This is a genomic window from Micromonospora sp. CA-246542 (assembly GCF_050942905.1).
Taxonomy (GTDB): domain Bacteria; phylum Actinomycetota; class Actinomycetes; order Mycobacteriales; family Micromonosporaceae; genus Micromonospora.
Window position 1 is genome coordinate 1,095,902 of the sequence record NZ_CP192040.1, and the last position, 19,356, is coordinate 1,115,257.

Below are 19,356 nucleotides of genomic sequence, written 5' to 3' on the forward strand. Positions count from 1 at the left end.
ATCCTCGCGTACGTGACGCCTCCGGTCCGCCGGTGCCCGGGGAGACTAGGCTCACGTGCGCCCTGTCCGTCAATGCCCCGAGGGGGAGCTCGTGACCAGCCCCGCCGAGCCCGCGTCCGCCGACGCGACGCAGGCCCGCCAGCTGACCAAGCCACTGCGCGAACTGGGTGCGCTCGCCCTGCTCGGCGCGAACGCCGTGTTCCTCTTCGTGGGGCTTCTCCGGCTGCTCATTCCTGCCGACTACACCGACTTCACCGGTCGGGCGGGCAGTTCCTTCTTCTCGTTCGTCGGGGTGGAGGCGGTGGTCCTGCCGTTGCTGGCCGTGCTGCTGGCGACCCACGTCGCGCCGGTGCTGCCGAAGGCGAAGCTCATCACACAGGTGGCGCTCGGCGAGTACGCGGTCAGCGCGCTGTTCGGCACGCTCACCATGCTGATCTGGACGGTCGGCCGGCTCGCCGAGGGGGAGCTCCTCGACGCGCTGCTCGGCGTGCTCACCCGGTTCGCCTGGCTGGTGATCTTCGCGGTGGCCGCCTGGGTGGTGTTCACGATCTGGCGGGCGTTCTACTACGTGCCCAAGCCCAAGCCGCAGCCGGGCGTCTACGGGCAGCCGCCGCAGGGCTGGCCGCAGCAGCACGGTGGTTGGCCGGCTCCGGGTCAGCCCGGTGGTCAGCCGCAGGCCGGTTGGCCCGCCCCCGGCCAGCCGGGCGGCTACCCGCAGGCGGGTCAGCCGGGCGGGTACCCGCCGGCGCAGTTCCCGGGCCAGTACGGCCAGCCGTCGCCGCCGTTCCAGGCCCCGCAGTCCGCGCCGCCGCACCAGCAGTCCGCCCCGCCGCACCAGCAGTCCGCGCCGCCGTTCCCGCAGTCCGCGCCGCCGGCCAACCCGGGTCCGCAGTCCGCGCCATCCGCGCCGCCGTTCGGGCAGCCGCCGTCGGCCGACCCGACCCAGACCATCCCGCGTCAGTCCGCCGAGCCGACCGAGGTCATCTCTCGCCCCGCCGACCCGGACAACGACCGCACCCAGCAGATCAAGCCGGGGGAGCACCCCGACCAGCCGCGCTGATCCGACGCCTGCACGGCCCGCCGAGCAGGGCGGGTCGCGCGTCGGCGGCTGGCACCTTCGCGTCGTCCTTTGCTCTGCTTCAACCCACGCAACACCCCGTGTCCGGTATCCGGACACGGGGTGTTGCCTCCGTTGAAGCAGAGCAAAGGCGGCAACGGAGGTGGGTGCCCGCCGTTCGCCGGGCGGCTGGCGGCCACGCGTGGCGGCGGGAAGGTCCGGCGACCGACGATCGTGTGCCGTTTCCCGCCCTGCGGGCCGGGTCGGGTGGGGCGGGCTCGCGCTGCGCATAGGGTGGGCGGATGGTTGATCGCACCCACTCCGGTCCGAGCGAGGCGAGCGTTCGGCGGGCCCTGGGCCGGGCCGCCGCCGGCCGGGCGCTGGACCTTGACGAGGCGACCGCGCTGCTCGCCGCCCGTGGTGAGGCGCTTGGCGAGCTGCTCCGGGTGGCCGGTCAGATCCGCGACGCCGGGCTGCGGGAGGCGGGGCGACCGGGTGTCGTCACGTACTCGAAGAAGGTCTTCATCCCGCTGACCCGGCTCTGCCGGGACCGCTGCCACTACTGCACCTTCGCCACCGTGCCGCACCGCCTGCCGGCGCCGTTCCTGGACCGCGACGAGGTGCTGGCCATCGCCCGCGAGGGTGCCGCGCAGGGCTGCAAGGAGGCCCTGTTCACCCTCGGTGACCGGCCGGAGGAGCGGTGGCCGGCGGCCCGTGCCTGGCTGGACGAGCGCGGCTACGACTCCACCCTGGACTACCTGCGCGCCTGCGCGGTGGCCGTGCTGGAGGAGACGGGCCTGTTGCCGCACCTCAACCCGGGGGTGCTGTCCTGGTCGGAGCTGCAACGGCTCAAGCCGGTCGCGCCGAGCATGGGCATGATGCTGGAGACCACCGCCACCCGCCTGTGGTCCGAGCCGGGCGGCCCGCACTACGGCTCACCCGACAAGGAGCCGGCGGTCCGGCTGCGGGTGCTCGACGACGCGGGCCGGGTCGGGGTGCCGTTCACCACCGGGCTGCTCATCGGCATCGGGGAGACGCCGGCCGAGCGGGTGGACGCGCTGTTCGCGATCCGTCGCGCCCACCGGGAGTACGGCCACCTCCAGGAGGTGATCGTGCAGAACTTCCGCGCCAAGCCGGACACGGCGATGCGGGGGATGCCCGACGCGGAGCTGCACGACCTGGCCGCCACGGTGGCCGTCGCCCGGTTGCTGCTCGGCCCGAAGGCCCGTATCCAGGCCCCGCCGAACCTCATCGCCGGCGAGTACGACCTGCTGCTGCGGGCCGGTATCGACGACTGGGGCGGCGTCTCGCCGCTCACCCCGGACCACGTGAACCCGGAGCGTCCGTGGCCGCAGATCGAGGAGCTGGCCCGGCACACCGAGCTGGCCGGGTTCACGCTGCGGGAGCGGTTGACGATCTACCCCGAGTACGTGCGGGCGGGCGACCCGTGGCTCGACCCGAGGCTGCTGCCGCACGTGTCCGCCCTCGCCGACCCGGCGACCGGCATGGCGGTCGAGGCGGCCCTTCCGCAGGGCCGGCCCTGGCAGGAGCCGGAGGAGGTGTTCGGCGGGCGGACCGATCTGCACGCCACCATCGACACCACCGGCCGGACCGACGACCGGCGCGGTGACTTCGACAGCGTCTACGGCGACTGGGCCGAGGTCGCCGGCAAGGTGACCCCGGAGGCGGCAGCGCGCCGGGTCGCCGTACCCCCGATGACGGCCGGCAGTGGCGCGGACCGTGACCTTGCGGCCGGGCTGCGGCTCGCGGCCGACGACCCGGCGGCGCTGCTCGACCCGGCCCACACCGACGCGGCGTTGGCGCTGTTCGCGGCGGACGGGCCGGCGCTGGACGAGCTGTGCCGGCTCGCCGACGACGTGCGCCGGGACGCGGTCGGCGACGACGTGACCTACGTGGTCAACCGCAACATCAACTTCAGCAACGTCTGCTACGTGGGCTGCCGGTTCTGCGCGTTCGCGCAGCGTGAGCGGGACGCCGACGCCTACCGGCTCTCCGTCGACCAGGTCGCCGACCGCGCCCAGGAGGCGTGGGCGGCCGGAGCCAGCGAGGTCTGCCTCCAGGGCGGGATCGACCCGAAGATGCCGGTCACCGGGTACGCCGACATCGTCCGCGCCATCAAGGCCCGCGTGCCCGAGATGCACGTGCACGCGTTCTCCCCGATGGAGATCGTCACCGCTGCCGCCAAGGCGGGCGTGCCGGTCCGCGAGTGGCTGACCCAGCTCCGCGAGGCCGGCCTGGACACCATTCCGGGCACCGCCGCGGAGATCCTCGACGACGACGTGCGCTGGGTGCTGACCAAGGGCAAACTGCCGGCCGCCGCCTGGGTCGAGGTGGTCAGCACGGCCCACGAGCTGGGCATCCGGTCCAGCTCCACCATGATGTACGGCCATGTCGACCACCCTGGACAGTGGCTCGCGCACTTCCGGGTGCTGGCCGGTGTGCAGGACCGTACGGGTGGGTTCACCGAGTTCGTGGCGCTCCCGTTCGTGCACACCAACGCGCCCATCTACCTGGCCGGCATCGCCCGTCCCGGGCCGACCTGGCGGGAGAACCGGGTGGTGCACGCGATGTCCCGGCTGCTGCTGCACGGCCGGATCGACAACATCCAGTGCTCCTGGGTGAAGCTCGGCGACGAGGGCACGGTGGCGATGCTCCAGGGCGGCTGCAACGACCTGGGCGGCACGCTGATGGAGGAGACCATCTCCCGGATGGCCGGATCCGGCAACGGTTCGGCGCGTACCGAGGAGCAGTTGCGGTCCATCGCGACGGCCGCCGGGCGGCCGGCGCGTAAGCGGACGACCGCATACGGTCACGTTCGGCGCTGAGGTCGAACCTTTTCCCGCCGTCGGCCGTACCAAGCGGCATGACCAGTGATCAGCGGAAGCGGCCCTGGCCGCGACTGACCCGCCGGCAGACGTTGACCGCCGCGGCCAGCGCCACCCTCGGCGCCGCCGCGCTCACCGTGCCGGGCCTGTCGGCCGCCCAGAACGCGCCGGGCGCGGCGGGTCGGGCCGACGAGCCGATCGTCGTGCACCTGCGCGACGCCGCGTCGGGAACGATGGACGTCTTCGTCGGTGAGTCCCGGATCGAGGTACGCGACCGCGGCCTCGCGGACCGGCTGCGCCGCGCCGCCAAGCGCTGACCACCGCCTTCGCCCGGCGCTGACCAGCGCCCTCCGTTCCGCCATCAGTCCCCGCCCAGTGAGGTTGGTCCGCCATGTCTTCCCACCGCGAGGCCCCGGAGATAGCCAAGGATCCGGTCGCCGACAGCTCCGACCTCTACGCGTTCGTCAGCCCCGACAAGCCCGACACGGTCACGCTGATCGCCAACTACGTGCCGTTGCAGCTTCCGTCCGGAGGGCCGAACTTCTTCGAGTTCGGCGACGACGTGCGCTACGAGATCCACGTCGACAACAACGGTGACGGTCATCCCGACGTCACCTACCGGTTCGAGTTCACGACCGAGATCACCAACCCGAACAGCTTCCTCTACAACACCGGGCCGATCGAGTCGCTCGACAGCAAGAACTGGAACCGCCGGCAGTTTTACAGCCTGACCCGGATCACCGACGGCAAGGAGCACCGGCTCGCGCACAAGCTCCCCTGCCCGCCGTGCAACGTCGGACCGCTGTCCACGCCGAAGTACGCCGACCTCGTACGCCAGGCCACCTACACCCTTTCGACGGGGGAGCGGGTCTTCGCCGGGCAGCGCGCGGACGGCTTCTTCGTCGACCTGGGAGCGATCTTCGATCTCGGCACGCTGCGGCCGTTCCAGCAGTTGCACGTGGCCGGCAAGAAGATCTTCAAGGCCGAGGGGGAGCCGGTCAACGCCACCGACCGGATGAACGTGCACAGCATCGCCCTGCAGGTGCCGCTGAAGCAGGTGCGTCGCCGTGCCAACCGGTACGGGCCGGCGGACGCCGCGTCGGTGCTGGGCGTGTGGACGTCCGCGTCGCGCCGGCAGGTCCGGGTGCTCGGCGACCGGGGTGGGGCGGACACCTCCACCGGTCCGTTCACCCAGGTCTCCAGGCTGGGCAATCCGCTGTTCAACGAGGTCATCGTGCCGATGTCCAAGAAGGACCTGTGGAACTCGCTGCCGCCGTCGGAGGACAAGCGGTTCGCCCGGTTCGTCGAGCAGCCCGAGTTGGCCGCCCTGCTGCCGGCCCTCTACCCGGACGTCTTCCCCAACCTCGACAAGCTCAACAAGTCCAAGAAGGCGCGGGCCGACCTGGTGGCGATCCTGCTCACCGGCGTGCCGGCCGGTCTGATCGACGGCTTCACGAACGCCACCGGCGATGTGCAGGCCGACATGCTGCGGTTGAACACGGCCATCGCGCCGAACCGCCGGCCGGACCGGTTCGGGGTGCTCGGCGGCGACCTGGCCGGCTTCCCCAACGGGCGGCGGGTCGGTGACGACGTGGTCAGCATCGCGCTGCGGGCGATCGCCGGGGTGACCGTACCGCTGGTGGACAAGACGTTCCGCCCGGACGCGGCGGCCGGCGCGGTCACCCCGGGGCTCAGCGCCGCCGACGTGACGGCGCCGTTCCTCGCGAACTTCCCCTACCTGGGTACGCCGTACGACGGGTTCAACAACCCGCCGGCGTCGTCCTGACGTCGGGCGGGGGAGTGGTGGTGCACGAACACACGTATGGGCCGTCGGAGACGGGGAGTGTCGTCCTCGACCTGGGCGGCGACACCGGTGCCCTGATCGTCTACACCGGTCGGGATCTGCACGGCCGGGAGATCGAGATCAGCCGCGGTGACGATCGGCGGGTCCACTCGGCGGTCCGGGAGCGCCGGGTCCGGGACGGGTCGTTCCACAGTGCGGTCTATCCCGACCTTCCCGCCGGGATTTATACCGTCTGGTGGGACGAGAACACGTCCGCCGGCACGGTTTCTGTCCACGGTGGAGGGATAGCCGAGTTCGCCTGGCCGAGCAGCGGTTTTGGGGCTGCCGGCTGACCTCGACGCACCCTGTTTCCCCTCGCACCCCGTCCACATCGTGGGCGGGGTGCGAACGCTGTCCACGGCTCGACGGGCAGTCTGCGTCGCGCCGCGTTAACCTGTCCCCCACCAAGATCAGCTTTGCGGAGGAGGTACCGGTGCTCCACGGTCGACGGGTCGTCCGTTGGAGCGCCACGGCAGAAAAGTCGGGCAACTCGCCGGAGAGGGCGTTACTCGGCCGGGGTCTGAATCGATAGGGCAGGTTGCGAGGCTGGACGGTCCTGGTGGCCGGCCAGGGTTGTCGGGAGGGCGACTCCATTATCAAGTTTGGCTTGACGGCGCACGCATTACACGCGTGTAATTTGAATGGGGTTGTTCGCACGGAACGCAACAAAACGGGACCGGACGGACACGCACGCCTTTCGCGTGGGGGGTTGCAGCGGCGATGACGCCGGTGCGCGACAAGGAGGCATTTGATGGACGGCCAGCTTGAGGTGGCCGACCTGCTCGGAAACGCGCCGGAGTGGCAGGAGCGGGCCTTGTGCTCGCAGACCGACCCCGAGGCGTTCTTTCCCGAGAAGGGCGGCTCGACCCGCGAGGCGAAGCGAATCTGCTCGCGCTGCGAGGTCAAGACCGAATGCCTCGAATACGCTCTCGGCCACGACGAGCGGTTCGGTATCTGGGGTGGGCTCTCGGAGCGGGAACGGCGCAAGTTGAAGCGGCGCGCCGCCTGATCGGTACGGCGTCGGGGGTGGTGCGGAGTCGAGGCGGTGGGGGCCGCCCGGCTCAGGCCAGCTCGTCGGGGTCGACCCCGAGCAGGTTCGCCACCTGCTCGATGATCACGTCATGGACGAGGTCGGCGAGATCTTCGCGGTCCATCGCCCGGAACTCCAGGGGTCGGCGGTACAGCACGATCCGGGGCGGCACCTCCTGGCGGCCGGGGCGACCCGGCAGCAGCCGGGCCAGCGGCACCTCGCCGTCCTCCAGCACATCCGAGTCGTAGACGTTCAGGTCCGGCGGAACGTCCTCGACCGCGAACTCGACGCCGGCCAGCTCCTTGGCGAAGCGTCGCTCCAACGTCTCGACGGTGTCCAGCACCAGGTCGTCGAAGACCTCCGCCTTGGTCCGCGCCAGCGGCACGGTCGCCGGCACCAGGCGCCCGCGCAGGCCACGCCCGTGCCGGTCGCGGTGCGCACGCCGGCCGGGGCCGGGGCGGCGGTGTTCCGGGCTCGTCATGAGGCAAAGGGTAGCCCCCGTCCCGGGTCGGCCAGCGGCACCGCCGCCAGCGTGGCGCGGCGCGACCCGAGCCGCGAATTGTGATCACCACGACGGGCGTGTCGCAACGCGAACCGGTGCGCCGGACCCGGTAATGGGGATACCCTGCCGCACGTGAGGTCACCACGGCGCTGCTCCCGTAACGGCTGCCCCCGGCAAGCGGTCGCCACATTGACCTATGTCTACAACGAGTCCACCGCCGTGGTCGGCCCGTTGGCGGCGTTCGCCGAGCCACACACGTACGACCTGTGTGAGCAGCACGCCCGCAGCCTCACCGCGCCGCGCGGCTGGGACGTGGTCCGGCACGAGGGTGAGTTCGAGCCGCCCCCGCCCACCACGGACGACCTGGTCGCGCTGGCCGAGGCGGTGCGCGAGGCGGCCCGCCCGGCGCCCCGTCCCCCGGAGCCCGACCAGCCCCACCCGGAGAACCCCCACCAGACCGGCCGCCGAGGCCACCTCCGCGTGATCCCCCCCAACCACTGAGCCGCAGCGGTTACTGGCCCAGGAGGCGGGCGAGGGCCTTGGCGCTTCTGGAGGGGCGATCGGTTCGGGTTTCCTTGGCGTCGGCGCTGGTCATGACGCGCAGGGCCGCGTTCATCGCCAGCCAGCGCAGGGGTTCCGGTTCCCAGCTCGGGGAGCGGTGGTCCACCCAGGGCAGCCTGGTCAGCTCGGTGCGCTCGCCGCGGATCAGGTCGGCCAGGGTCCGGCCGGCGAGGTTGCTGGCACCCACCCCGTCCCCGACGTAGCCCCCCGCCCAGGCCAGCCCGTTGGCCCGGTCGAACCCGACGGAGGCGGTCCAGTCCCGGGCCACCCCGAGCGGTCCACCCCAGGTGTACGCCACCGGAACGTCCGGCCCGAGCACCGGGAACAGCTCGCCCAGGGTTCGCCGCAGCGCCGCGAAGACCCGTGGCTCCCGGTCGTGGCCGGGAGAGATCCGGGACCCGAAATGGTACGGGGCACCGCGCCCGCCGAAGGCCAACCGCCCGTCGGCGGTCCGCTGGCCGTAGATGATCACGTGCCGGTGGTCGGAGAACGTCTCCCGTTCCGCCAGGCCGATCCGCTCCCAGGCGTGCTCCGGCAGCGGCTCGGTGGCCACCATCAGCGAGTACACCGGTGCCACCGTGCGGCGCAGACCAGGCAGCATGGGCGTATACCCCTCGGTGGCCCGCACCACCACCGACGCCCGCACACTGCCCGCCTCGGTGACCGCCGCGCCGGCCCGGATCGCGGTCACCGTGGTCCGCTCGTGGATCCTCACCCCGAGGCGTTCCACCGCCCGTGCGAGACCACGCACCAGCTTCGCCGGGTGCACGGTCGCGCAGTGAGGTGTGTACGTCCCACCGCGTACCCCCTCGGCGGCGCAACGGGCGGCGGCCTCGCCGGTGCCGAGGAGCGTCAGGTGGTCGTCGCCGAAGCCGAACGCGCGGGCCTCGTCCACGGCGGCCCGGGCCCGGGCGAGCTGCGGACCGGTCCGGGCGAGCGTGACGGTGCCGCCGTCCGCCCAGTCGCAGTCGATGCCCTCGGCCGCGACCACCCGTCCTACCGCGGGGACGGTGTCGTGCATCGCCCGCTGCATGGCGACCGCCGCGTCGCGCCCGTGCCGCCGGGCCAACCCGGTCAGCGACGTGGGAAGGAGCGCGGAGCACCAGCCACCGTTGCGCCCCGACGCCCCGTACCCCGCGATCTCCTTCTCCAGGACGACGACCCGCAGCGTCGGGTCGGCCCGAGCCAGGTGGTACGCCGTCCACAGCCCGGTGTAGCCGCCACCCACGATCACCACGTCGGCGTCCGTGTCGCCGGGCAGCGGGGGCCGAGGGGTCAGCGGCTCGTCCAGGCTGGACAGCCAGTACGACAGCTCCTGGTAGCGCACGCTCAGAGCCGTGTCCACGCCTCGGTCAGCACCGTGCGGAGGATCTGCTCGATCTCGTCGAAGTGTCGCTGCTCGGCGATCAGCGGCGGGGCGAGCTGGATGACCGGATCGCCCCGGTCGTCGGCCCGGCAGTAGAGGCCTGCCTGGAACAGCGCGGTGGACAGGAAGCCGCGCAGCAGCCGCTCCGACTCGGCCTCGTCGAAGGTCGCCCGGGTGGTCTTGTCCTTGACCAGCTCGATGCCGTAGAAGTAGCCGTCGCCCCGGACGTCGCCGACGATCGGCAGGTCGTGCAGCTTCTCCAGGGTGGCGCGGAACGCGTCCTCGTTGGCGCGTACGTGCCCGACGAGGTCCTCGCGGGCGAACACCTCCAGGTTGGCCAGCGCCACCGCGCAGGACACCGGGTGCCCGCCGAAGGTCACCCCGTGGGCGAACATGCCGGTCTCGGTCAGGAACGGCTCCATGAGCCGGTCGCTGGCGATCATCGCGCCGAGCGGGGCGTACCCGGAGGTGATGCCCTTGGCGGTGGTGATGATGTCCGGCTGGTAGCCGTAGCGGACCGCCCCGAAGTACTCGCCGAGCCGACCCCACGAGCAGATCACCTCGTCGGAGACGAGCAGCACGTCGTACGCGTCGCAGATCTCCCGCACCCGCTCGAAGTAGCCGGGAGGGGGCGGGAAGCAGCCGCCGGAGTTCTGCACCGGCTCCAGGAAGACGGCGGCGACGGTGTCCGGCCCCTCGCGCTCGATGGCCCGGCCGATCTCGTCGGCGGCCCAACGGCCGAACGCCTCGGGGTCGTCGCCGTGCTCCGGCGCCCGGTAGAAGTTGGTGTTCGGCACCTTGATCCCGCCGGGCACCAGCGGCTCGAAGTCGCTCTTGATGCCGGGCAGGCCGGTGATCGACAGCGCGCCCATCGAGGTGCCGTGGTAGGCGATGTAGCGGCTGACAACCTTGTACTTGTTGGGCTGGCCGGTGCGCTTGAAGTACGCCCGGGCCAGCTTCCACGCCGCCTCGACGGCCTCGGAGCCGCCGGTGGTGAAGAAGACCCGGTTCAGGTCGCCGGGCGTGAGCGAGGCGATCTTCTCGGCCAGCTCGACGGCCGTCGGGTGGGCGTACGACCAGAGCGGGAAGTACGCCAGCTCGCCGGCCTGCTTGGCGGCGGCCTCGGCCAGCTCGGTGCGGCCGTGACCGGCGTTGACGACGAACAGCCCGGCGAGCCCGTCGAGGTAGCGGCGGCCCTGCGCGTCCCAGATGTACGCGCCCTCGCCGCGCACGATGGTCGGCACCTCCCCGGCGGAGTAGCTCGCCATCCGGGTGAAGTGCATCCAGAGGTGGTCGGTGGCGTCGGCCATATCAGCCCCATCGATCGTCGGGCCGGTCAAGGGGTGAAGCCGGCCGCTCTGCCCACGGTTATCGCACAGTCCGGTGCCCTTCGGCAAGTGGTATCAGTGGTCCAGATGGCCGGGTGCGACGAATTCAGCGAGCAGTGGCAGTCTGAGCAACGGATTTCGCATCGGCGTGTGGGGCCGGACGGTATGAGGTGGGACGCTGTCGAGCTGCCCCAGATGTGGGGCGGCAGGCTTGAGTCCCAGTGCCGCCGTGCACCCGCGTCTGGCCCTGTGCGCTGGCGCTCGCCCTGTGCCCCCTGGATTGATCCACTCCGGTTCGCTGAAGTCGCGGTATCAGGGCGTGGTTAATGCCGCGACATCGGCGAAGTCGAGTGGATCAACGGCAGGGTCGGCCCGCGTGTGCGGCGGCACGCTGGTGGGACACCTTCGGGGCGGTTCGAGGGCGTCCCGGGTGCGTTGCCAACACGTCTCACCGCAACACGCCGGCAGGCCGGAGACATCGACACTCAGCGTGGCTATCGTGCGGCGCAAAGTGCACCGGACAGCGCGGCTTTGCGCGTGCCGGGTAGTGCGGCGCGGCGTGCACCGAGCGGCGTGGCCTGCGGCCGCGGTGTGCACCGGATTGTGCGGTGCGGCGTGCATCGAGCGGCGCGGCGTGCGCCGGGTTGTGCGGCCCGCGGTGTGCACCACTTCGCGCCGGCCAGTTGGCGTTCGTTCGTCGAGCAGTTGCGGCAGGCGTGAGATGACCGACGCGCGCTGGCCCACCGCGACCCGCAGCAGCAACAACGGCGGAAATTGCGTCGAGGTGGCCGACAACCTGCCGGGCCGGGTGCTGGTGCGCGACAGCAAGGACCGCGACGGCGGCACCCTGACCTTCGAGCCGGCCGCCTGGGCGTCGTTCGTCGCCGCGGTGGGCACGGTCGAGGCGGTTCGCCGCTGATCCACTCGGGATCACGGAAACCGGGGTATCAGAGCGACCCGGACACCCCGACTTCCTGAAAGCCGAGTCGATCAAGCGCCGCCGAGCCGCGGAGCGTCGTCGAGCCGCCGAGCGTCGTCGAGCCGCCGAGCCGTCGAGCCCCGCCCGATCAAGAACGGGCCGTCAGGCCGTACCCCAGGTGTAGGTCTGTTTGCGGAGCTTGAGGTAGACGAACGCCTCGGTGGAGAGCACCCCGGGCACCGCGCGTAGCCGTTGCAGGATCTCCAGCAGGTGGTCGTCGTTGCGGCAGACCACCTCGGTGAGCAGGTCGAACGACCCGGCGGTGATGACGACGTAGTCGACCTCGTCCAGTTCGGCGAGCCGGTCGGCGACGGCTTCCAGGTCGCCGTCGGTACGCAGCCCGATCATCGCCTGGCGGGGGAAGCCGAGCTGGAGGGGATCGGTCACGGCGACGATCTGCATGACGCCGGAGTCGAGCAGTCGCTGTACCCGCTGGCGGACCGCCGCCTCGGACAGGCCGACCGCCTTGCCGATGGTGGCGTACGGCCGGCGGCCGTCCTCCTGGAGCTGCTCGATGATCTGCTTGGCCACGTCGTCCAGCAGAGCGTGGTTGGCACCTTCACGCACAGCGATGCGGCGACCGCCGCCGCCGCTCTCGTGCTGCCGGTTCGTCATCGTGCGCTCCCCATGTCCCGAATCGTGATGTCGCGCGTGTGTCCCCGCGCAGTCTGGCGTATTTCGTCGTCAACTGCTAATCCTGCAACGGAATCCCTTGTAAGGGAGGTTTCCTCATGTCAGGATCAGTGCTCCCTGGCACTTGACCCTCCCGACATTCCCGCCGGCGCGCCTCCCCCGTCCCGCCGCCGACGATGACCCCCTAGGAGTCGTCATGCGTACTCCCCTCCGGCCCCTCTCCCGGCGTGGACTGCTCACCGGCACCCTCGGTTCGGCCGCCCTCCTCGCGGCGGGCGGCAGCCTCGCCGGCTGTGGCACCAAGGGCGCCCAGCAGACCGAGGCCGGCTGCGTCAGCGAGGACCTGTCCGGCACCGAGAAGAAGCTGGCCTTCTCCAACTGGCCGCAGTACATGGACGTCGACGAGAAGGACGAGTCCAAGCGGCCGAGCCTGGACGAGTTCATCACGAAGACCGGCATCCAGGTGACCTACACCGAGGACATCAACGACAACAACGAGTTCTTCGGCAAGGTGCAGAACCAGTTGGCGGCCTGCCAGAGCACCGACCGGGACATCATCGTGCTGACCGACTGGATGGCGGCGCGGATGATCCGGCTCGGCTGGATCCAGAAGCTCGACCCGGCGAAGATCCCGAACGTGGCGGCGAACCTGCTGCCGTCGCTGCTCAAGCGCCCCTTCGACACCGAGAACCGGATCTCGATCCCGTGGCAGTCCGGCCTGGCCGGGTTGGCCTACAACGGCAGCGTCACCAAGGAGCTGCGGACCGTCGACGAGCTGCTGACCCGCCCCGACCTCAAGGGCAAGGTAACGGCGCTCAGCGAGATGCGCGACACGATGGGTCTGCTGCTCGGCTCCAACGGGCACGACCCCTCCAACTTCACGGCGGCCCAGTTCGACGACGCGCTCAACAAGCTCAAGAAGGCCGTCGACTCCGGGCAGATCCGCAAGTTCACCGGCAACGACTACGCGCCCGACCTGGCCAAGGGTGACATCGCCGCGTGCATCGGCTGGTCCGGGGACGTCATCCAGCTCTCCGGTGAGAACGAGAAGGTGCAGTTCGTCGCGCCCGACTCCGGCGTGATGCTCTACAGCGACAACATGTTGGTCCCCAACAAGGCCGCCCACAAGGGCAACGCCGAGGCGCTGATCAACTACTACTACGAGCCGGCCGTCGCCGCGAAGCTCGCCGCGTACGTCAACTACATCTGCCCGGTCAAGGGCGCCCAGGCCGAGATGGAGAAGATCGACCCGGATCTGGCCGCCAACCCGCTGATCTTCCCGGACGACGCGCTGCTGGCGAAGTCCAAGGTCTTCATGGCTCTGGACGAGAAGCAGGAGAAGGAGTACGAGGGCAAGTTCCAGCAGGTCATCGGGGCGTGACGGGGATGACGCGCGAGACACCCGCGGGCGATCTGCGCCTGGCCGACCTCACCAAGCGGTTCGGCATCTTCACCGCCGTCGACGACCTCAGCCTGACCATCGGCCAGGGCTCGTTCTTCGCGCTGCTCGGCGCGTCCGGCTGCGGCAAGACCACCACCCTGCGGATGATCGCCGGGCTGGAGGAGCCGACGAGCGGTCAGGTGCTGCTCGGCGACACCGACATCGCCCGGCTGCGGCCGTACAAGCGGCCGGTCAACACGGTCTTCCAGAGCTACGCGCTCTTTCCGCACCTCACCATCTTCGAGAACGTGGCCTTCGGACTGCGCCGACGCGGCATCCGCTCGGTCGACGACGAGGTCCGGCGGATGCTGTCGCTGGTACAGCTCGACGGCTTCGGTCCGCGCCGCCCGGCTCAGCTCTCCGGCGGCCAGCAGCAGCGCGTCGCCCTGGCCCGCGCGCTGATCAACAAGCCGCAGGTGCTGCTGCTCGACGAGCCGCTGGGCGCGCTCGACCTCAAGCTGCGTCGGCAGATGCAGATCGAGCTGAAGCGCATCCAGACCGAGGTGGGCATCACCTTCGTGCACGTCACCCACGACCAGGAGGAGGCCATGACCATGGCCGACACCGTCGCGGTGATGAACGCCGGCCGCATCGAGCAGCAGGGTGCCCCGGCCGACATCTACGAGTTCCCGGCCACCGCGTTCGTGGCGAACTTCCTCGGCCAGTCCAACCTTCTCGCCGGCGAGGCCGCCGGCACCAGCGGCGGCGAGGTCGCGGTGACGGCGCACGGTTCGCGCTTCACCGTGCCCGCCGGCCGCTCACGCGCCGACCGGGGTCCGGTCCACCTGGGGGTACGCCCGGAGAAGCTGCAACTGGTCGGCTCCGTCAACCAGGTCCCCCAAGGACACCAACACGTCACCGGTGTGGTCACCGATGCCTCCTATGTGGGTGTCAGCACGCAGTACCTGCTGCGCACCGGCTGGGGCACCGAACTGTCGGTCTTCGCCGCGAACAGCGGTGCGGCGACCCGGGTGCCGGTCGGCGGCGAGGCCGTGGCGTACTGGGATCCACGGCACGCGTTCCTGCTGCCGCGCGACGCCGCCGACACCGACCGGACGTCCCCGGTTCTGGACGAGCCGGTGGGTGCGTCGTCGTGACCCTCCTGGCGCCCACCAAGGCGGGTCAGCCGCCGCCCACGACACCGGCAGCCCGGTCCGGGCGGTACCGCCTCCTGCCGTACCTGCTGCTGTTGCCCGGCGCGGCCTGGCTGCTCGTCTTCTTCGGTGTGCCGCTGGTGCAGCTTGCCGCCGCGAGCCTGTACGACCCCGGCGGCTCACTCTCCACCGGGTACGCGATGACCTGGGCGTTCGGCAACTACCCGGACGTGGTGCAGGCGTACTGGCCGCAGCTTTTGCGCTCGTTCGGCTACGCCGGGCTGGCCCTGGTGGTGGCGCTGCTGCTGGGCTACCCGTTGGCGTACGCCATCGCGCAGAAGGCCGGCCGGTGGAAGAACCTGCTGCTGGTGTGCGTCGTCGCGCCCATGTTCACCAGCTTCCTGGTCCGCACGCTGGCCTGGAAGACGATCCTGTCGGACAACGGCGCTCTGGTCGGCCTGCTGCGTGACCTGCATCTGCTCGCCCCCGACGGTCGGCTGTTGGCCACGCCGTTCGCGGTGGTGCTCGGCCTCACGTACAACTTCCTGCCGTTCCTCGTGCTGCCGCTGTACGCGAGCCTGGAGCGGCTCGACGGGCGGCTGCTGGAGGCGGCCGCCGACCTGTACGCGAGCCCGGTGCAGGCGTTCCGTCGGGTGACCCTGCCGCTGTCGATGCCCGGCCTGGTCGCCGGCACGCTGCTGTTCTTCATCCCGGCCAGCGGCGACTACATCAACGCCGAACTGCTCGGCACCCCCAACGAGTACATGGTCGGCAACGTCATCGACTCGGCGTTCCTGGTCCGGCTGGACTATCCGCAGGGCGCCGCGCTGTCGTTCCTGCTGATGGCGGCGATCCTCGCGGTGGTCTTCGGCTACCTGCGGCGGGCTGGCACGGAGGAGGTGCTGTGAGGATTTCGCGCTGGCTGGCGGACCGCTGGGTGATGATCGTGGCGCTGCTGGTGCTCGGCTACCTGTCGCTGCCGATCCTGGTGGTGGCGGGGCTGTCGTTCAACCGCCCGTCGAGCCGGCTGTCGTACGACTTCAACGAGTTCACCCTGGACAACTGGCGGCAGCCCTGCGCCACCTCGGACATGTGCGACGCGGTCGTCCGGAGTGTGCAGATCGGCTTTCTCGCCACGGTGGTCGCCACCGTGCTCGGCACGCTGATGGCGTTCGCCCTGGTCCGGCACCGCTTCCGTGGTCGGGCCGGCGTCAACGTGCTGATCTTCCTGCCGATGGCCACGCCCGAGCTGGTGATGGGCACGTCGCTGCTGGCCCTCTTCGTGTCGGCGGGGGTGCCGCAGGGCTTCTGGACGATCGTCATCGCACACGTCATGTTCTGCGTCTCGTTCGTGGTGGTCACCGTCAAGGCGCGGCTCGCCGGGATGGACCGGCGGCTGGAGGAGGCCGCCATGGACCTCTACGCCAACGAGTGGCAGACCTTCCGGCGGATCACCCTGCCGCTGGTGCTGCCCGGCATCGTGGCCGCTGCCCTGCTCGCCTTCTCGCTGAGCTTCGACGACTTCATCATCACGAACTTCAACGCCGGCACCACTGTCACGTTCCCGATGTACGTCTGGGGCGCTGCCCAGCGGGGCATCCCGCCGCAGGTCAACGTCATCGGCACCGCGATGTTCGCGATCGCGTTGCTGCTGGTGGGGCTCAGCTCGCTGCGCGGGCGGCGGGAACGCCGCGCCAACCTGCTGGCCGTGCCGACCCCGCAGGCGCGGCGGTCGTCATGACCGCGGCCCGGCGCGCCGATCGGGATGGCCGTTCCGCCGGGGCCCGGCGCGTTGATCGGGGTGGCCGTTCTGCCGACAGCCTCTCGTCCCGGGCATCGGGTCGGCCGTCATGACGTCCGCGCACGTTGGCCGGGCGCTGGCCGACGCGGCGCCCGTGCCGTACTGGCTCGACCGCAGGGAGCGCCCCGACCCGCTGCCGCCGCTCACCGGCGCGCAGACCGCCGACCTGCTGGTGATCGGCGGCGGGTACGGCGGGCTCTGGGCCGCCCTGGAGGCCAAGCGCGCCGACCCGGAGCGGGACGTGCTCCTGGTTGACGCGGGCACCTGCGGGTGGGCCGCCTCCGGACGCAACGGCGGGTTCTGCGCCGCCTCGCTCACCCACGGTCTCGCCAACGGCGTCGACCGGTTCCCCGACGAGATCGGCGAGCTGGAACGCCTGGGCCGGGAGAACCTGGACGCCATCGCCGCCACCGTCGCCGAGTTCGACATCGACTGCGACTTCGAGCGCACCGGTGAGCTGGCCGTCGCCGTCGAGCCGTACCAACTCGACGGGCTGGTCGCCGACGCGGAGCTGGCCCGGCGGTACGGCCACCGGGTGCGGTTGCTCGACGCCGACGAGGTACGCGCCGAGGTCAACTCGCCGACCTACCTGGGCGGGATGGTCGACGCCGACCGGGTCGCCATGGTGGACCCGGCGAAACTGGCCTGGGGGCTGCGCCACGCCTGCCTCGCCCTTGGCGTACGCGTGCACGAGCACACCCGGGTCACCGGGCTGCGCGCCGACGGCGTCGCGCTACGGGCGGACACCCTCGGCACCGATCCCGCCGACCTGGTCGGCACTGCCGCACCCGTCGGCCTGGCCGGCTCTGCCGTAGCCGCCCCGGGTCGTCCCGGCGTCGTCCGCGCCCGCCGGATCGTGCTGGCCACCAACGCGTTCCCGCCGCTGCTGCGCCGGCTGCGCGTGTACGTGGTGCCCGTCTACGACCACGTGCTGATGACCGAACCGCTCAGCCCGGCGCAGCGCGACACGATCGGCTGGCGCAACCGGCAGGGGCTCGCCGACACCGGCAACCAGTTCCACTACTACCGGATCACCCGCGACGGGCGGATCCTCTTCGGCGGCTACGACGCCGTCTACCACTACGGCAACCGGGTCGCCCCGGAGCTGGAACAGCGCCCGGCCACCTTCACCACCCTCGCGCAGCACTTCTTCACCACGTTCCCGCAGCTCGCGGACGTGCGCTTCAGCCACCGCTGGGGCGGTGTCATCGACACCTGCACCCGGTTCTGCCCGTTCTACGGCACCGCCTTCGGCGGTCGGCTGGCGTACGCGGCCGGATACACCGGCCTCGGCGTCGGCGCGACCCGCTTCTCCGCCCGTGTCCTCCTCGACCTGCTGGCCGGCGGGGACACCCCGCTGACCCGGCTCGACCTCGTCCGCCGCAAGCCCCTGCCGTTCCCGCCGGAACCCGTCCGCGCGGTCGGCATCAATCTCACCCGCCGTTCGATGGCCCGCGCCGATGCGCGTGGGGGCCGGCGTGACCTGTGGCTCCGTACTCTCGATCGTCTTGGTTTGGGGTTTGATTCCTGATGCGTGTCCTGCTCGTCGGCGCCGGTGGCGTCGGCTCCGCCGCCGTAGCCATCGCCGCCCGACGGACCTTCTTCGAGACGATGGTCGTGGCCGACCACGACCCGCAGCGCGCGGCCCGCGCGGTGGCCGGGCACGGCGGCCGTTTCGTCGCCGCCCAGGTCGACGCCTCCTCGGCCGACGCGATCACCGCGCTGTGCCGGGAACACCGGATCACCCACGTGCTCAACGCCGTCGACCCGCGCTTCGTCATGCCCATCTTCGACGGCGCGTTCGCGGCCGGCGCGGACTACCTGGACATGGCGATGTCGCTCTCGCACGCCGACACGGGCGTGCGGCTCGGCGACGAACAGTTCGCGCAGGCCGACGCCTGGTCGGCGGCCGGTCGGCTGGCGCTCGCCGGCATCGGCGTGGAACCGGGACTGTCCGATGTGTTCGCCCGGTACGCCGCCGACGAGCTGTTCAGCGAGATCGACGAGATCGGTGTGCGGGACGGCGCGAACCTCACCGTCGACGGCTACGACTTCGCTCCCTCCTTCTCCATCTGGACCACGATCGAGGAGTGCCTCAACCCGCCGGTGATCTGGGAGGCCGACCGCGGCTGGTACACCACCGAGCCGTTCAGCGAGCCGGAGGTCTTCGACTTCCCGGAGGGGATCGGCCCGGTCGAGTGCGTCAACGTCGAGCACGAGGAGGTGCTGCTCATCCCGCGCTGGGTGAAGGCCCGTCGGGTCACCTTCAAGTACGGGCTCGGCGAGGAGTTCATCGACGTCCTCAAGACGCTGCACAAGCTCGGCCTGGATTCCACCCGGCCGGTCTCCGTGCGGGGTGCCTCCGTGTCTCCCCGGGACCTGGTGGCGGCCTGCCTGCCCGACCCCGCCACCCTCGGCGCCCGCATGCGCGGCAAGACCTGCGCCGGCACCTGGGTACGCGGGCTCGGCCCGGACGGGCGACCCCGGGAGGTCTACCTCTACCACGTGGTCGACAACGAGTGGTCGATGAGCGAGTACGGCCACCAGGCGGTCGTCTGGCAGACCGCCGTCAACCCGGTGGTGGCGCTCGAACTGCTCGCCACCGGCACCTGGACCGGCGCAGGGGTGCTAGGCCCGGAAGCCCTACCCCCGAAGCCCTTCCTCGACCTACTAACCGCCTACGGATCACCGTGGGGGATGCAGGAACGTTCAACAGCGTGAACTCCCCGCCCCCGCGCCCATAGTCGCGTCGATCATGGAGTTGTGGTGGGCGGAAGACACCAATTCGAGGCCTTCCGTAGGCACCACAACCCCATGATCGATCCCGTTGGCGAGGCGGGCCATAGCACGATCGACTCCTCTTCGGGGGTTTTGC

Annotated in this window: 18 protein-coding genes; 14 read left to right on the plus strand and 4 right to left on the minus strand. The window is 71.0% G+C overall.

The window, feature by feature from the left end:
• The first annotated feature begins 91 nt into the window (after window positions 1–91).
• The 6 genes from ACQP0N_RS05235 (at window position 92) to ACQP0N_RS05260 (ending at window position 6,755) form a co-directional block, all read left to right on the plus strand.
• On the plus strand, window positions 92–1,060 hold the full coding sequence (locus ACQP0N_RS05235; RefSeq protein WP_433117996.1) for a hypothetical protein: 969 nt from the start codon (window positions 92–94) through the stop codon (window positions 1,058–1,060).
• 299 nt (window positions 1,061–1,359) lie between these two features.
• Window positions 1,360–3,903, plus strand: coding sequence for a bifunctional FO biosynthesis protein CofGH (locus ACQP0N_RS05240; RefSeq protein WP_433117998.1), 2,544 nt, complete (start codon window positions 1,360–1,362; stop codon window positions 3,901–3,903).
• 38 nt (window positions 3,904–3,941) lie between these two features.
• Window positions 3,942–4,220, plus strand: a complete 279-nt coding sequence (locus tag ACQP0N_RS05245) for a hypothetical protein (RefSeq protein WP_355053582.1) — start codon at window positions 3,942–3,944, stop codon at window positions 4,218–4,220.
• 74 nt (window positions 4,221–4,294) lie between these two features.
• On the plus strand, window positions 4,295–5,689 hold the full coding sequence (locus ACQP0N_RS05250) for a DUF4331 domain-containing protein (protein WP_355053581.1): 1,395 nt from the start codon (window positions 4,295–4,297) through the stop codon (window positions 5,687–5,689).
• A 20-nt stretch (window positions 5,690–5,709) separates the two neighbouring features.
• Window positions 5,710–6,039, plus strand: coding sequence for a phospholipase (locus ACQP0N_RS05255; RefSeq protein ID WP_421474622.1), 330 nt, complete (start codon window positions 5,710–5,712; stop codon window positions 6,037–6,039).
• 458 nt (window positions 6,040–6,497) lie between these two features.
• A complete protein-coding gene (locus ACQP0N_RS05260) occupies window positions 6,498–6,755 on the plus strand; it encodes a WhiB family transcriptional regulator (RefSeq protein ID WP_007455784.1) in 258 nt (85 codons plus the stop codon).
• A 52-nt stretch (window positions 6,756–6,807) separates the two neighbouring features.
• Here the strand turns inward: ACQP0N_RS05260 and ACQP0N_RS05265 are convergent, their stop codons facing one another.
• A complete protein-coding gene (locus ACQP0N_RS05265) occupies window positions 6,808–7,257 on the minus strand; it encodes a metallopeptidase family protein (RefSeq protein ID WP_007455785.1) in 450 nt (149 codons plus the stop codon).
• 153 nt (window positions 7,258–7,410) lie between these two features.
• On the opposite strand from ACQP0N_RS05265, the gene ACQP0N_RS05270 reads away from it, so the two are divergent.
• The gene (locus tag ACQP0N_RS05270; RefSeq protein WP_355053579.1) at window positions 7,411–7,779 is read left to right on the plus strand and encodes a DUF3499 domain-containing protein; all 369 of its coding nucleotides are present in this window, start codon (window positions 7,411–7,413) and stop codon (window positions 7,777–7,779) included.
• Between the two features lie 10 nt (window positions 7,780–7,789).
• On the opposite strand, the gene ACQP0N_RS05275 is transcribed toward ACQP0N_RS05270, so the two are convergent.
• Together ACQP0N_RS05275 and ACQP0N_RS05280 are read right to left on the minus strand one after the other, a co-directional pair.
• Window positions 7,790–9,184 (minus strand): NAD(P)/FAD-dependent oxidoreductase, encoded by a 1,395-nt coding sequence (locus tag ACQP0N_RS05275; protein ID WP_433118001.1) that lies wholly within the window; start codon window positions 9,182–9,184, stop codon window positions 7,790–7,792.
• Window positions 9,169–10,515: an aspartate aminotransferase family protein gene (locus ACQP0N_RS05280; RefSeq protein WP_433118003.1), complete on the minus strand. Its 1,347-nt coding sequence runs from the start codon at window positions 10,513–10,515 to the stop codon at window positions 9,169–9,171. Before ACQP0N_RS05280 ends, ACQP0N_RS05275 begins: the two co-directional genes overlap by 16 nt.
• A 739-nt stretch (window positions 10,516–11,254) precedes the next feature.
• On the opposite strand from ACQP0N_RS05280, the gene ACQP0N_RS05285 reads away from it, so the two are divergent.
• Window positions 11,255–11,452 carry a DUF397 domain-containing protein gene (locus ACQP0N_RS05285; RefSeq protein WP_433118005.1) on the plus strand — a complete coding sequence of 66 codons (198 nt, stop codon included), beginning with the start codon at window positions 11,255–11,257 and terminating at the stop codon, window positions 11,450–11,452.
• Window positions 11,453–11,614: 162 nt separating this feature from the next.
• On the opposite strand, the gene ACQP0N_RS05290 is transcribed toward ACQP0N_RS05285, so the two are convergent.
• Complete coding sequence (locus ACQP0N_RS05290) at window positions 11,615–12,127, minus strand: Lrp/AsnC family transcriptional regulator (RefSeq protein ID WP_433118007.1); 513 nt, start codon at window positions 12,125–12,127, stop codon at window positions 11,615–11,617.
• 214 nt (window positions 12,128–12,341) lie between these two features.
• On the opposite strand from ACQP0N_RS05290, the gene ACQP0N_RS05295 reads away from it, so the two are divergent.
• From ACQP0N_RS05295 to ACQP0N_RS05320, 6 genes are all read left to right on the plus strand, one after another.
• A complete protein-coding gene (locus ACQP0N_RS05295) occupies window positions 12,342–13,526 on the plus strand; it encodes an extracellular solute-binding protein (RefSeq protein ID WP_433118009.1) in 1,185 nt (394 codons plus the stop codon).
• A 5-nt stretch (window positions 13,527–13,531) separates the two neighbouring features.
• Entirely contained in the window at window positions 13,532–14,683 is a 1,152-nt protein-coding gene (locus tag ACQP0N_RS05300; RefSeq protein WP_433118010.1) for an ABC transporter ATP-binding protein, read from the plus strand.
• A complete protein-coding gene (locus ACQP0N_RS05305; RefSeq protein WP_433118012.1) occupies window positions 14,680–15,588 on the plus strand; it encodes an ABC transporter permease in 909 nt (302 codons plus the stop codon). Before ACQP0N_RS05300 ends, ACQP0N_RS05305 begins: the two co-directional genes overlap by 4 nt.
• Entirely contained in the window at window positions 15,585–16,421 is an 837-nt protein-coding gene (locus ACQP0N_RS05310) for an ABC transporter permease (RefSeq protein ID WP_433118014.1), read from the plus strand. Before ACQP0N_RS05305 ends, ACQP0N_RS05310 begins: the two co-directional genes overlap by 4 nt.
• Before the next feature lie 109 nt (window positions 16,422–16,530).
• Window positions 16,531–18,012 carry an NAD(P)/FAD-dependent oxidoreductase gene (locus ACQP0N_RS05315; RefSeq protein ID WP_433118016.1) on the plus strand — a complete coding sequence of 494 codons (1,482 nt, stop codon included), beginning with the start codon at window positions 16,531–16,533 and terminating at the stop codon, window positions 18,010–18,012.
• Window positions 18,012–19,202 carry a saccharopine dehydrogenase family protein gene (locus ACQP0N_RS05320; RefSeq protein WP_433118018.1) on the plus strand — a complete coding sequence of 397 codons (1,191 nt, stop codon included), beginning with the start codon at window positions 18,012–18,014 and terminating at the stop codon, window positions 19,200–19,202. Before ACQP0N_RS05315 ends, ACQP0N_RS05320 begins: the two co-directional genes overlap by 1 nt.
• Window positions 19,203–19,356 lie beyond the last annotated feature (154 nt).